General features: G+C 62.3%; 13 protein-coding genes. 9 read left to right on the plus strand and 4 right to left on the minus strand.

All coding sequences use genetic code 11. The features are described 5' to 3' along the window. Positions 1-149 precede the first annotated feature (149 nt). Positions 150-314, minus strand: a complete 165-nt coding sequence (locus YUA_RS48735; RefSeq protein WP_084292899.1) for a helix-turn-helix domain-containing protein — start codon at positions 312-314, stop codon at positions 150-152. Between the two features lie 290 nt (positions 315-604). Continuing rightward, positions 605-1,852 carry a cupin domain-containing protein gene (locus YUA_RS0127475; RefSeq protein ID WP_027533589.1) on the minus strand — a complete coding sequence of 416 codons (1,248 nt, stop codon included), beginning with the start codon at positions 1,850-1,852 and terminating at the stop codon, positions 605-607. Between the two features lie 238 nt (positions 1,853-2,090). On the opposite strand from YUA_RS0127475, the gene YUA_RS45190 reads away from it, so the two are divergent. Genes YUA_RS45190 through YUA_RS0127490 form a run of 3 tightly spaced genes read left to right on the plus strand, consistent with a single transcriptional unit; the run spans position 2,091 to position 5,362 of the window. Continuing rightward, positions 2,091-4,409, plus strand: coding sequence for an FdhF/YdeP family oxidoreductase (locus tag YUA_RS45190; RefSeq protein WP_035971972.1), 2,319 nt, complete (start codon positions 2,091-2,093; stop codon positions 4,407-4,409). A 6-nt stretch (positions 4,410-4,415) separates the two neighbouring features. After that, positions 4,416-4,922 carry a hypothetical protein gene (locus tag YUA_RS0127485; RefSeq protein ID WP_027533590.1) on the plus strand — a complete coding sequence of 169 codons (507 nt, stop codon included), beginning with the start codon at positions 4,416-4,418 and terminating at the stop codon, positions 4,920-4,922. Between the two features lie 32 nt (positions 4,923-4,954). Beyond that, a complete protein-coding gene (locus YUA_RS0127490; protein ID WP_027533591.1) occupies positions 4,955-5,362 on the plus strand; it encodes a thioesterase family protein in 408 nt (135 codons plus the stop codon). Positions 5,363-5,475: 113 nt separating this feature from the next. Here YUA_RS0127490 and YUA_RS47090 read toward each other — a convergent pair whose 3' ends face one another. After that, on the minus strand, positions 5,476-6,144 hold the full coding sequence (locus YUA_RS47090; protein ID WP_051383401.1) for a helix-turn-helix domain-containing protein: 669 nt from the start codon (positions 6,142-6,144) through the stop codon (positions 5,476-5,478). Positions 6,145-6,182: 38 nt separating this feature from the next. Continuing rightward, a complete protein-coding gene (locus YUA_RS0127500; protein WP_198029511.1) occupies positions 6,183-6,620 on the minus strand; it encodes a DUF305 domain-containing protein in 438 nt (145 codons plus the stop codon). Between the two features lie 219 nt (positions 6,621-6,839). On the opposite strand from YUA_RS0127500, the gene rpoH reads away from it, so the two are divergent. The 6 genes from rpoH (at position 6,840) to YUA_RS0127535 (ending at position 14,004) form a co-directional block, all read left to right on the plus strand. Continuing rightward, positions 6,840-7,742, plus strand: a complete 903-nt coding sequence (gene rpoH, locus YUA_RS0127505) for an RNA polymerase sigma factor RpoH (protein ID WP_051383403.1) — start codon at positions 6,840-6,842, stop codon at positions 7,740-7,742. A gap of 215 nt (positions 7,743-7,957) precedes the next feature. Then, positions 7,958-11,140, plus strand: coding sequence for an efflux RND transporter permease subunit (locus YUA_RS0127510; protein ID WP_027533594.1), 3,183 nt, complete (start codon positions 7,958-7,960; stop codon positions 11,138-11,140). Beyond that, positions 11,137-12,402 (plus strand): efflux RND transporter periplasmic adaptor subunit, encoded by a 1,266-nt coding sequence (locus YUA_RS0127515; protein ID WP_027533595.1) that lies wholly within the window; start codon positions 11,137-11,139, stop codon positions 12,400-12,402. Before YUA_RS0127510 ends, YUA_RS0127515 begins: the two co-directional genes overlap by 4 nt. 289 nt (positions 12,403-12,691) lie before the next feature. Next, positions 12,692-12,940, plus strand: coding sequence for a hypothetical protein (locus tag YUA_RS0127520; RefSeq protein WP_027533596.1), 249 nt, complete (start codon positions 12,692-12,694; stop codon positions 12,938-12,940). 179 nt (positions 12,941-13,119) lie between these two features. Then, positions 13,120-13,281: a hypothetical protein gene (locus YUA_RS50275; protein WP_156947266.1), complete on the plus strand. Its 162-nt coding sequence runs from the start codon at positions 13,120-13,122 to the stop codon at positions 13,279-13,281. Positions 13,282-13,317: 36 nt separating this feature from the next. Next, positions 13,318-14,004, plus strand: a complete 687-nt coding sequence (locus YUA_RS0127535) for a hypothetical protein (protein ID WP_156947268.1) — start codon at positions 13,318-13,320, stop codon at positions 14,002-14,004. Positions 14,005-14,209 lie beyond the last annotated feature (205 nt).

Raw genomic sequence — 14,209 nt, forward strand, 5'->3', positions numbered from 1 at the left:
GCTGCTGACACCGACTGCGAACGATGAACCCGCCCGCGTTGGAGCGGACCGGCCGAAAACGCTGAACATGCCTATAGACCTGCTTATCACCTGGATCGTAATGTTTGGAGCTCTCACGGGTTTGGCCATGTTGTCCCGGTGAAAGTCAGTTATCGGCGGAAGCGTTCGCGATATTCACTTGGGCCCGTACCGATCCGCCTCACGAAGGCCCGGCGCATCACGTCGGGATTTGCGAACCCGCAGCTCGAGGCGACGCGCTGCAGCGGCTTGTCAGTGTCCTCGAGCAGGCGTCGCGCCGAATCGACGCGGGCCATCTCGACGGATTCCTCGAGGTGTCCGAGATCGTTGTGGCGTCGGATCCCGGCGCTTCAGCCCATGAGGCGCAGATGGATTGATAGATACCGGCCCGATGGCGATCGGGTTCGATAGTCGTTAACTATGAGCGGAGCTCCACGGCAGCTTTGTCCGAGCTGCGGAACATTGCCGGGTCGCGCAACGGCGTGAAAGCGATCTGACCGTATTGCGTCATCGGGCCAAGGCGACGACATTGATCAGGCTCTGCTGACCGATGCGTCCGATGCGTTCAGGGGACCAGTCGCCCCGTCTATCGCTTCGCCATCAGGCCCGGTGCATCGTCGGGCCAGCTCTCGATCGTGGCCTCGTCGACATTGAGATGTTGTGCCACGAGTTTCGGCGGCGTGTGCGCGAGCCAGTTTGAGAGGGAAACCTCTTCGTAGTGCGGGGAGCGGAACACGCCAATGAATTGCAGATCGGTGTCGCCGACGTTCTCGATATAGTGACCGAGGTTACGCCGGACATAGCCGATGTCGCCGGCATTGAAGTCCGTCGTCAGCGCATTCGGGCCGGTGTCAAACACGGTCATGCGCGCCTTGCCCTTGATGTAGTACTGCCATTCGTCGGCATTGGGGTGCCAATGCATCTCCCTGATCCCGCCGGGACGAACAGTGACCAGCGCGGCGGCGATTCCGGTCGAGACCTTGAAATTATTGCTGTCGGCGACCTGGATGCTTCCCGTATCGGATGATTTGAACGGACGGGAGGATCCGAGCGGGAAGATGAAGGGATGAGTGGCGACGGGGGCATCCTTCTGGATGGCGACGCGATCCGCGGCGAGGTCGCCGGGCACGGTGCCTTGGAAGATCCAGAGATTGTGCAGCGGGATCTTCGCGAACGTGTCCGCCGGAACGCCGAAGTTCTTGGCCAGGATCTCGGGCGGGGTGTGGGCGAACCAGTCTGAGACGAGCAAAGTGTTGAATTCGTCCGCGTGCCCGTCATCGAAACAGATCACGAATTCGCATCCGTCGGGACCAAGGCCTTGGAGCGAATGCGGCGCTCCCGGCGGGAAGTACCAGAGATCGCCCTTCTTGACATCCGCGACATAGGGGCGACCATGCGCATCGAGAACCGTCACGCGGCAAGTGCCATATGTCATGATGGCCCACTCGGCAGCCTGGTGCCAGTGCAACTCGCGGATGCCGCCGGCGGTCAGGCGCATGTTGACGCCGGAGATCTCTTTGGAAATGGCAAAATCGGCGACCGTGACCTGCCGCGCCCATCCGCCATTCTGGATCCGCTTCGGCGCATTGTTGAAGGAGGCCCAGGTGGTCGGCATGTCGCCAACATCGGTTGCCGGAGGAGACTGGGCGGAGGGAAACTGATCGCCGAGGATCTGACTTTGCGGGCCCGGATCGCGCAGATTTCCCGGGCCTTTCGCGTTGATGGCGCCCTGGGGCGGCTCGTCCGGATTGCCGAAAGATCCGGCCTTCGCCGCGGACACCGTCATGGCCGCGCCCATTGCCGAGGCAGCCAGCAGGTTTCGTCTCGAAATCATGATCGTACCTCCAAAAGGATTCGTCTCCAGAGCCGACAGCGGCCGCCTCTCTTCGTGAAGTTAGGAAGGTGCCGAAGGAGCCCAAGCCGGAGACGACGTCGGCTTTTCCGGAACGCACTACGATATCGCAGCGATCATCCCTCCGTTCTGTCGTGCCGACACGATCCGGCATTCTGGAAAGAAAGTGTGCGGCCGGAATCACAATTGCTCTGCATCGGTACCTGCAGAGGTTCTCGCGATGTCGGAACGGAAGGCAATTCACCCCTATCATCATCCGGCCGGTGGGTGGGGCGCGCTCAAGGCCCTGAGCGAACACCTGATCGAGCAGCGCATTCCGATCAAGGGAGCGGCTACGCTCCGATGCATGAACCAGCCCGAAGGGTTCGACTGTCCCGGGTGTGCCTGGCCCGATCCCAAACATACCTCGTCGTTCGAGTTCTGCGAGAACGGTGCGAAGGCCGTGGCGTGGGAAGCGACGGCAAGGCGCTGCACGCCGGAATTCTTCGCCGATCACACGGTGGCCGAACTCGCCACCTGGAGCGACTTTGATCTCGAGATGGCCGGTCGCCTCACCCATCCGATGGCTTACGATGGTGCAACCGACCGCTACCTTCCCGTAAGCTGGAGTGAGGCGTTCTCGATCATCGGCCGCCACCTGAAGGCGCTGCCCGACCCGAACATGGCGGAGTTCTACACGTCCGGCCGCACCTCGAACGAAGCGGCGTTTCTGTATCAGCTTTTCGTCCGGGAATACGGCACCAACAATTTCCCGGATTGCTCCAACATGTGCCACGAGGCGACGAGCGTCGGCTTGCCGCAGTCCATTGGCGTCGGCAAGGGAACGGTCCTGCTCGAGGATTTCGACAAGGCGGACTGCATCTTCATCTTCGGCCAGAATCCCGGCACCAACAGCCCGCGCATGATGACGAATTTGCGCGATGCCGCGCGCCGCGGTGCTCCGATCATCTCGTTCAATCCGTTCCGTGAGCGGGCCCTGGAGCGGTTCCAGGCCCCGCAGAGCCCGGTGGAGATGGCAACGTTCGGCTCGACGCAGATCAGCTCGCGGCTCTACCAGGTGCGGGTCGGTGGCGACGTCGCTGTGATCAAGGGCCTCATGAAGGTTCTCGTCGATCAAGACGCGGCGGCCCGAGCGAGAGGCGAGCAGGCCATCCTGGACTGGGACTTCATTCGCGGCCACACGCACGGGCTCGAGGCGATGGTCAGCGACCTCAGGGTAACGCAATGGGCGGACATCGAGCGCTATTCGGGACTCGCCCGCGAAGACATCGAATATGCCGCGCAGATCTACATGAAAGCCGAGCGCGCCATCATCGTCTACGGCATGGGCATCACCCAGCATCGGCGCGGCGCTCAGAACGTTCAGCAACTCGCCAATCTGGCGTTGCTGCGCGGCCATATCGGCCGCGAGGGCGCAGGCATCTGTCCGGTTCGCGGCCATTCGAACGTGCAGGGGGACCGGACCGTCGGTATCACCGAGACGCCTTCCGACAACTTTCTCGATCGGCTGGAGTTTCGCTTCGGTTTCAAGCCGCCCCGTGCCCACGGCCACAACGTTGTCACGGCGCTCGAAGCGATGATCCGCGGTGAAGCCAAGGTGTTCGTCGCGATGGGTGGCAACTTTGCCGCTGCAATTCCCGATTGGCAGCTCACGCAGGATGCGCTCCGGCGGCTCGACCTGACGGTCCATATCTCGACCAAGCTCAACCGCAGTCACCTGATCCACGGGCGCGATGCCTTGATCCTGCCATGCCTCGGCCGCACGGAGATCGACATCCAGGCGGGCGGGCCACAATCCATCACCGTGGAGGACTCAATGTCCATGGTGCATGCGTCCGGAGGGCGCAATCAGCCCGCATCCGAGCATCTCCTGAGCGAGCCCGCAATCGTCGCCGGCATGGCGCGGGCGACCCTGGGACATTCGTCGGTGGTCGACTGGGACGGTTTCATCGCCGACTACGATCGTATTCGTGATGCGATCGAGATCGTGCTCCCGATCTTCCAGGCGTACAACGCGCGGATTCGCGAGCCCGGCGGCTTCCACCTCGTTTCGACCGCGCGGGAGCGCATCTGGGCGACACCGAGCGGCAAGGCCAATTTCCTGGTCTTCGAGGGCCTTGGTGAGGATCCGAACGACGATCATCCCGAGACGCTCTGGCTGAGCACGATACGCAGCCATGATCAGTACAATACCACTCTGTACTCGATGTCCGATCGCTACCGGGGTGTTTACGGCCAGCGCGACATCGTGTTCCTCAACCAGTTCGAGATGAACAAGCGCGGCGTCGCGGACGGCGATCGCGTCGATCTGGTGACGGTGTCGACCGATGGCATCGAGCGGCGGGTGCGCAATTTCCGCGTCGTCGGCTACTCGTTCCCGAATCGCTGCTGCGCGGCCTACTACCCGGAAACCAATCCGCTGGTGCCGCTCTATGCGCACGATCCGCTCAGCTTCACGCCGTCGTCCAAAGGCATTCCAGTCCGGATCGAGCGCGCGACTGCCAGCGCCGCGGACGACGATTCCTCGCATCCGGACTAGAGCACCATGCTAGACGAGCTGCACAAGGCATCAGCCTGGATCATTAAGAAATGGCTCGATGTCATCATACGCGGCGCCCGCTGGGCGGATCCGCAAACCGACCTCACGGAGTTTGGCGCATTCGAGGCCAATCTGGCGGAGGTCATCGTGATCGACCACGGAGCCGACTTCGTCATTTCCAGGTGGGGCGCGGAGATAGGCATGCTCTGCGGCGGTCACCAGCGAGGCCGGTGCTTGTCGGAGCTGTTGCAGCCGAGCCGCAGCCAGTTACGTCGGATCTGCGTGAGAGCAATGGCGGCACGGGGACCGACCGCGGAGAGTGCCATCTGGGCGGTCCACGGAGGCATCTGGGACTGCGTGATGCTGGCGCTGCCGGTCGGCGGTACCGAAGACGGCGTTCGCTTGCTGATTGCTTTGCTGTTCGCGCCGCATCCGCTGTTTGACGATCCGTTGCGGTCTGCACACGCGACTCGCGCGGTTGCGACGCCGGCGGTTGGCGGCGGAAGACCCTAGTTGGCAGGATGGGATCGAAAAAGGTGAGACAGATGGAGCCCAGCACGAATGTTATTATCGGCATGGCCGCCGCCGTGTCGATTGTGGTCACTCCCGACATGACGGTTGGGCATTTTGTCCCGGGCATGCCACAGGTCTACGCGACCCCGATGATGATATTGCATATGGAAATGGCCGCCGGCCTCGCGGTCGCAGCCGCCCTGCCGCCAGGCTATGTCAGCGTCGGCATGGCCGTCGATATCCTGCACCTGGCGGCGACGCCGATCGGCGGCCGAGTTCGTGCGCTTGCGCGTGTCAAAAGCATTGACGCAAGGAGCATCCTCTTCGAGATCGAGGCGTGGAATGATCACAGAAAGATCGGTGGCGGCACCCACCGGCGGGGAATCGTGAATGTCCCTGAGTTCGAAAAACGGTTCGGCGTTCACCAGGCCGTGGCCTGACGCGTGTTGCGTGGCCGCAACGCTGTTATCTCACAGGGCAAGCCACGTCGAAATCGACGGTGCCGCATCCGGCTGCCGTCGATTGGCGCGCATCAGCAGACCGCGTAGGATTGTTACAGGAGTTCGGCGGCGGCCGGCTCGAACCCGGTCCGCGGAGGCATGTGATTGCCGACGCGCCAATGGCGGGGTGTATAGCCCGTGAACCGCTTAAAGACGGTCGTAAAGTGGGCTTGGGTCTGGAAGCCGACCGTGAGCGCGATCTCCATGATCGTCATCGAAGTATCCCGCATCAAATCTGCGGCCCGCCGGACACGCCGCTGCAGCAGGAATTCATGCGGGCGCAGGCCTGTCGCGGCACGGAACTGAGACGCGAAGTGCATGCGGCTGAGCCCCGCAACCACGGCCAGATCGCGCGAAGTTATCTTCGACGACATGCTGGCGTCGATGTAGTCGATGACACGCTTGAGCCGCCATTTCTGCAGCGCCCGGATAGGGCGCCGGCGAATAGCGGCCGGATCGGCCTCGATCGATTGCTCCCCAACCGGCCGTAGGCCAAACTGCCTGGCCGCGATGGCGAACCGAAGCGCATCCATGCACTGACGGTCATTGTTGTTCGAAGCAACCCTGAAGGCCTCGAACAGCGACTGAACGACCTGATCGCTAGACTCGCTCCCGGCGGGGCGCGAAAGCGCCGACAGGCGAGCACTGTCAATTGAGGCTGAACTCGTGGAGTTGGGATACGCCAACAATTGACCAAGGGCATCGTGAGTCTGGACGGACATCTTGAGTCACTCCGGATAAAAACTCGGGTGAGACGGCTTCACTTCGCCGTGTATGAGGCTAGTTCGGCGCCCGACGACGGCATCGAATTGCCGGCGGGTGGAAGCGCCCGACGCAAGGAGGAAATATCCTGTTGCTGCTGACTCACTAATCCGCGTGCGAGCTGCCGAAGCGCATCATCGTGACCGTGGTCGGCCTTCGCGCGCGCGATGTCGATGGCACCCTGATGGTGGGAGACCATCACGTTGATGAAATCGCGATCGATGTCGCCTGTCGGCATGAGCATGCCGCGGCTCATGTTGCTCATCGCAAAATCGGCTGCGAAGAGAAGTTGCCGCTCGTCGGTATCTTTCGCCTGACGGCCTTCAGAACCATGCCTTGGATTCTGCGCGAGGGCGAATGACGTCGCCATGACCGACAGGCTGGTTGCCAGCGAGATAGCGCGTCTGCGTACGAATCCGCGGGAAAACAGTGGCACGTAGAACTCCAGAGCAAGCTGATGTGATGGTGCACGCAGATTAGTGCGGGTTGTTGCCTTGAAGATGCCAAGGGGACTCGATGAGCTCAATTAAATACGGATTTAAGGTTCGGCGAGCCCGGCTAAACCCGAATTCAGATTTCTTAAGTCCAATTTAATGGCCGCCGCATCGGCGGTCTGCCTACAGTTGTGGTGCCGGACCCACCGTAGGAGCTGCAAATGCAGGTTCAGAACGCTACCGCCGACGTCACTGGAGTGCCAGCTCTGCAATCATCTGGCTTGCTCGCCTATTCCGCAGCCATCAAGCGCTTCGGCTTCCTCGAGCGCGGCCGGGAGCAGCAGCTCGCGCAGCGTTGGCAGGAGCGGCGCGACAAGAGCGCGACTGACGAGCTGGTCACGAGCCATCTCCGCCTCGCCGCCAAGGTGGCGCGCGGCTACAAGGGATACGGCCTTCCGATCGCCGATTTGATCGCGGAAGCCAATCTGGGACTCGTGATTGCCGCCTCGCGTTTTGAACCCGGACATGGCGCTCGGTTTTCGAGCTATGCCGTGTGGTGGATCAAGGCGACCGTCCATGAGTACATCCTGCGCTCCTGGTCCCTGGTCAAGATCGGCACCACAGCCGCGCAAAAGAAGCTCTTCTTCCGGCTGCGCGGCGAAATGAGGAAGCTCGCGGGCGAGACTGCGGCGATGACGCCCGAAATTGCGCAGGCCATTGCGGACAAGCTCGAAGTGACCGCCCGTGACGTGATCGAAATGGACAGCCGGCTCTGCGGCGATTTGTCGTTGAATGCCCGTGTTGGCGACGGCGATCGGTCGACGGAATGGGAAGCGACGCTCGTCGATGATGCTCCGGATGCCGAGGAGATCGTCGCCGAGCACGACGAGACGAGCCGCAGGACATCAGCGCTGCGTGCCGCGATGGAGGTCCTGACGGAGCGCGAGCGGCGCGTGTTCGAGGCGAGGCGGCTCGCAGAGCCGCCGGTGACTCTGGAGCAGCTCGCCAGCGAACTCTCGATCTCGAGTGAGCGCGTTCGGCAGATCGAGACGTCCGCCTTCGCCAAGGTCAAGCGCGCGACGATACAGGGAGCCAGGGCGGGCAACGACGCGATGGCCGCGTGAGCTGCGCGCGTGTCGAGTCCGGACCTGTGCAGGGTCCTCTCGAAATAAAATGGTGGTTGCAGCCGATCAGGGCTGCGCGAAGCCTGACCAAAAAATGAAGTCGCGCGATCGTTTCGTCATTTCATGTTCGCGCGATGAACTCCAATCTGATTGAGGCGGCGGGCCTGTCGACGTGACGCCTTCGCGCCTCGAAGCGAACGGCGCAGGGAATTCGAATGGGAATTGTCCGATTTGCTCTGAGGTTTCCGCACACCTTCTACGTGGTGGCGGCGCTGATCCTGTTTCTGGGAGGCGCCGCGCTGTGGTCTATGCCGACGGACATATTTCCGGAGATACGCATCCCCGTGGTGACGGTCATCTGGCAGTACAGCGGACTGTCGACGCCGGAGATGGAGCAGCGCGTCAGCACGTACAGCCAATACTCCATCAGTGCCAACGTCAATGGCATCAAGAACATGGAGTCCCAGACGCTCAACGGGCTGTCGGTCCAGAAGATCTATTTCCAGCCCGACGTCAATCTCGACCTCGCGATTGCGCAGATCGTCTCCGCTACGAACTCGATTCGAGCGTTGCTGCCGCCTGGTATCCAGCCGCCGATCGTCGTGCAGTTCAACGCCTCGAGCGTCCCCGTGTTGCAGCTGAGCCTGAACTCGGACAATCTCAATGAGCAGCAGCTCTACGATTTCGGCATTTATCGTGTCCGGCAGCAGCTGGCGCCGGTTCCCGGCGTCACCCTGCCCACGCCGGCCGGCGGCAAGTACCGCCAGATCATGGTGGACATCGACCCCGACAAGCTGCTGTCGCGCGGGTTGACGCCGCTGGATATCGTCAACGCGGTCAACACTCAAAATCTCACGCTGCCGTCCGGTACCGCCAAGATGGGGAATATCCAGTACACGGTGCGCACCAACGCGACGCCGGCGACCATCGACGATCTCAACAGGATCCCGGTCAAGTTCGCAAACGGCGCCACCATCCTGCTGAAGGACGTCGCCCAGGTGCGCGACGGCGCCATGGTGCAACAGAACATCGTTCGCGAGGACGGTCATCGCTCCGTCCTTCTCAGTATCATCAAGAATGGCAATGCATCGACGCTCGCGGTCGTCAACGGTGTGAAGGAGGCGCTGTCGGCGGTTCGCGCTGCCGCACCTCCCGGGCTCAAGATTACCGAGCTGTTCGACCAGTCGGTGTTCGTTACGAACTCGGTGAACGGCGTGCTTCGAGAAGGCGCGATCGCGGCGGGGTTGACCGCCATGATGATCCTGCTGTTTCTGGGCTCGTGGCGCTCGACCCTCGTGGTGATGATTTCGATTCCGCTGGCGATCCTGTCGTCGCTCGTCGTGCTCTATTTCCTCGGGGAAACGCTGAACACGATGACGCTGGGCGGACTTGCGCTGGCGGTCGGTATCCTGGTCGACGATTCGACCGTCACGATCGAGAACACGCATCGGCTGTGGAAAGAGGAAGGGATGCCGCTCGCGGATGCGACGCTGCACGGGGCCGCCGAGATCGCGGTGCCGACGCTCGTTTCGACCCTTGCCATCAGTTGTGTGTTCACATCGGTGGTGTTCCTCGAGGGACCGGCCAAATATCTGTTTACCCCGCTGGGGCTTGCAGTCGTGTTCGCGATGCTGGCGTCCTATGGTCTGTCCCGCACGCTGACCCCCATCACGATCGGGCTCCTGCTGAAGGGCGAGCGCGGGCACGTCCATGGCGAGGTCTCCGCCGGCCTGTTCTCGTGCTTGTCCGAGGCCTTCGAGCGCGGGTTCGAGCGGTTGCGCGCCGGTTATTCGAAGCTTCTGGGATTGCTGCTGCGACGCCGCGCCATCGTGCCGATCGTCGCGGTCGGGATGCTGGGCCTTGGAGCTGCGATGCTCGGTCTTGTAGGCCGAGATTTCTTTCCGTTGATCGACGGGGGCCAGATCCAGCTCCATGTCCGCGCGCCGGCGGGAACGCGTATCGAGAGCACCGAAGCCATCTTCCAGAAGGTCGAAGACAAGATCCGCGAAGTCATTCCGGAGAAGGATCGCTCGCTCATCGTCGACAATATCGGCCTGCCGGCGCGGGCCTACAATTTGGCCTTCGCCGACGGCTCGACCATCGGTATCAATGATGGCGTCATCCTGGTCTCGCTCCGGGATGGCCACAAGCCGACGGCGGAGTACATCAAGAAGCTGCGTCAGGTCTTGCCGGCCGCGTTTCCGGAAGACACGTTCTATTTCCAAGCCGCCGACATCGTCACGCAGATCCTGAACTTTGGACTGCCGGCACAGATCGACGTTCGGACGGTCGGCTATGGTGCCAACAATCTGGCGGTCGCCAAGGAGCTCCAGAAGCGGCTGGCCGCCATTCCCGGCATCGTGGATGCCCATCTCCAGCAGGAGATCGACGGTCCGGCATTCGATGCGGATATCGACCGGACCCGCGCCGCCCAGCTCGGTTTGAACGCCAGCACGGTCGCAACCAATATCAATGTCAGCCTCAGCTCGTCGGTGCAGGTCTCACCCAATTTCTGGACGGATCTGCGCTCTGGAATTCCATACTACCTTGCCGTGCAGACGCCGGAGTACAAGATCAACTCGCTGAACGCGCTTGCCAATACGCCAGTGTCGACATCTCTCGCCGCGAGCGGCCAGACGGTTCCGGGCATGCTCAGCAACATCGCGACCTTCAAGCGCGATACCGTGCAGACCAACGCCAACCAGAGCAACGTCCAGCCGGTCTACGAGGTTTATGCAAGCGTGCAGGGCCGTGATCTCGGCAGCGTGGCGGCCGATATCGGTAAGGTCACTGCGGAGCTGCAGAAGCAGTTGAAGCCTGGCAATTCCATACAGGTGCTGGGCCAGATCCAGAGCATGAACGACGCATTCCGGGATCTCGGCATCGGTCTCGTGTTCGCGGCGGTGCTCGTCTATCTCTTGATGGTCGTGAACTACCAGGGCTTTGGCGAGCCCTTCGTGGTTATCCTGGCGCTGCCGGCGACGCTGGTTGGCATCGTGACCATGCTGTTCATCACCGGAACAACGCTCAATGTGCCCTCGCTGATGGGCGCGATCATGTCGGTCGGCGTTGCTTCGGCGAACTCGATCCTGCTGGTGACCTTTGCGCGCGAGCAGCAGCTGAAGGGCCATTCCGCCCTCGAGGCGGCGTTGAGCGCCGGCCGGACCCGGATCCGCCCCGTGCTGATGACAGCCGCGGCGATGGTGGTCGGCATGATCCCGATGGCGATCGGCGGTGCCGGCGAGGAGCAGAACGCGGCACTGGCACGCGCCGTGATCGGAGGTCTGTTGTTTGCCACGCCGACGACGCTGCTTATCGTCCCCTATCTGTTTGCCATGCTGCGCAAGGGTAATGACGGAAAGCCGAATCATGGCGTGTTCGAGGAATCGCAGGCATGACAGAGATAGATGTACGACCCGACCAGGCGCTTCAGGAGCTCGATGCTTCGGGTGAGGCGAACGGGCCTTTTCTGAGGACCAAGGAGAGACGCAACCGGCGATCCGGCGCAGCCAAGTTCGGGTCAGCGGCGCTTCTGGTGTTGGTCGGGGCGCTTGCTCTGGGCGGTTGGCGGCACTATCAGGCGGATCGCGAACTGGCCGCGACGTCCGAGCAGGCGCGCACGCTGGTGCCCCAAGTCCGCGTCGCGACCGTCCGCGCCAGCGACAGCAGGATAAACGTTACTTTGCCGGCGACGACGGCAGCGTTCGAAGCTGCCAACATATTCGCCAGGACCAGCGGTTACATCGAGAAGCGCTACGTCGACATCGGAGATCGGGTGAAGGCGGGAGCGCTGCTGGCCGAGATCGTCGCGCCCGAGCTCGACCACCAGATCGCGCAGGCCCAGGCCACGCTGGCACAGACCCAGGGAACCCTGCAGCAGACGCAGGCCAGCCGCGAGCTTGCCGAGGTCACCAACGCGCGGGACAGCGGGCTCGTCAAGCAGGGATGGTTGACAGCCCAGCAGGGCGACAATGACCGTCTGACGTTGCGCGCACAGCAGGCGGCCGAGGCAGTGGCGAAGTCGAACATCGCTGCCCAGCAGGCCCAGATCAAGGTGCTGGAGCAGGACAAGGCCTATCAGCGCGTGGTGGCTCCGTTCGACGGCGTAATTACCCAGCGCAACGTCGACAACGGCGGCCTCGTGCAGGCCGGCTCGACATTTATGTTCACGCTGATGCATGCCAATGTCATCCGTACGCAGGTGTTCGTGCCGCAGGACGAGGCGTTTGGCGTTCAGCCGGGTGTCGAGGCGGTCATCCGCGTCCCGGAGCTGCCGGGGCGGACGTTTCCTGGAAAGGTCACCCGGATCGCCAGCGCGCTGCAGCCCGGCAGCCGTACGCTGCTGACCGAGATCGACGTGCCCAATGCTGACGGCATGCTTCAGCCGGGCATTTACTGTACCGTCGATCTGTTCATTCCGCGTAAGACGCCGTCGGTGATCGTACCGGCTGATGCCATCGTCTTCGATGAAAATGGCCTGCATGTCGCGGTCGTGAGCGACGGCCTTGTTCATATGCGCAAGATCTCGATCGCTCGCGACTTCGGCAAGCAGGTCGAGGTGCACGATGGCGTCAAGCCGGGCGATCAGGTGATCCTCAATCCGGCGCTGACGTTGACAGAGGGAAGCCGCGTCTCTGCTCGCCGGCCGCAGACAAGCTAGTTTGATGCGGGGGGCTGCGCGCAATGCGCGCGAGAAGGCGTCAACGACGCCACGTCGTAGAACGCAGTTGGCCCCACATCCGAGTCCTTGTCTCGAATTCGCGGGTCGTGCGTCCCTCAGAAGCGGGACCTTCGTGTGCGCGGCGCGATCGCGACGGTTTGGAAAATGTCGCGAGTAGGCTCACACCGGATTGAGAGTCTGTGAGACAGACTTGCATTCGGATCTGCCGTAGAAATCCGCACCTCCATCATAGAGCAAATCATTGCTTGCATTTGAATGGAGAAGGCAGATGACAATATTGAAGATCTTGTCGATCGGACTGATCGCGAGCGCGATGTTTACGACAGCAGCCAGTGCGCATGAGGATTCCTTTCAGGGACGTCACGCCATGGAGCGTGCCCATCATGCGAGTATCTTTTCGGCTCAAGGCGCTACTGGTGGCTTTGGGATGCTCTCGCCATCCGCCGGGGCCTCCACAGAGCTATCGGAGCAGCCGGGCGGAACCTGCGACCATGGAGACGATCCGCAGATTTGCTGAGGAACTCGTCGAGACCGGCCAGTTGGGAGGTTGAGCCCAGAGGCGCAACTTGGGCGTCGAACAATCTGACCTGGCCTGGCTTGTGCGATCTTACCCGCGAGCGCGATCGCCGGGGCTCGCGGGCCGGTGCATTGGCTGAGAGTGCTGGTCAGCAGCCGGCCGGCGGTGATGCGCCTGTCATGGCCGCAGCGCCGCCCGCATTGACGGGGTTGGTCGGGGCCGGATTGGCGATGTCCATCGAAATGCTTTCGCTGCATGCGGCCGTGTTCGGGGTCGGTACCACGCTCGGCGTGGGACTGATGCCTGTGTTGGTCGTGTCGGAATCAAGCGTTGGCGGTTGAATGGTGCCCGGGGAGGGGCTTGAGGGGATATCAGCGGTGAAGGCCGGCAAGGCCGCAGCGTTGGTCAGCGTATTTCCGGGCGCCGACGTGCACGAACTTCCCGGTGTGGAACTCCCGAGCGCAGGTGCCGGTGCGACCGTTCCCGTCGTGCTGCCGGTGACAGTGCCGACGATGGTCACGGGCATGCCTGCCGGAAGGGTTGGTGACGGGCTTGTGCTGCTCGTCGAAGCGGCAGGCCCCAACATGCCGCCGATCGCACCCATGGCGCTCGTCGCTGCGGCGGGATTTGCGGAAGCAGTGTTGGTCGTGGCGGTGACGCTCGCTACGGACGGTGAAAGCTCCACCTCTGTTGGCGCGCAATTGACGGTCGTTCCCGGAAGTGTCGGATCTTGCGCCAGCGGTGGCGAAGCCAGAGTGGTTGCGGGTGCACCGGGGACGGTTGAGGCCGAGAAAAGGTTCGTGAACGGACTGGGTCCCGTCAGCGGAGAGGACACGATGGCGCCTGGAGTTGTCGGAATGGCCATGGCGGTCGTGCCCATGGTCGAGACCTGGGCCAGACAGCTGTTGTTGGCCGCCAGGAGAGCGGCTGCCGCCCACATGTATTTGCGCATCAAAATCCCACACGATCGATTTGCCGAATCGAGACGTAAGCAGTCGGGCGAGCAGATCCAATTCACTTTCGAGAGCGGAGCCCTGTGTCATTCGAATTGCAATTCGCTGTGATGATGGCTGGCCGAGCGCCTCCAGCGCCTAGATGGCGGAGAAGCGTCGGGGATGGGCTCTCCGAAAGGGGCTGTTTGCAAAGGTACAAGATGCGACGAGCCACATTCCTGCTGATCGTACTGGCAATCTCCGGACAGGTGTCGCCAGGTTACGCCGTCCCGGTCGTGCCTCCCGATCCACCAATGAGTGCCGACCGAATTGCCCG

This window comes from Bradyrhizobium sp. WSM3983 (genome assembly GCF_000473045.1).
In the GTDB taxonomy this organism is placed as follows: Bacteria; Pseudomonadota; Alphaproteobacteria; order Rhizobiales; family Xanthobacteraceae; genus Bradyrhizobium.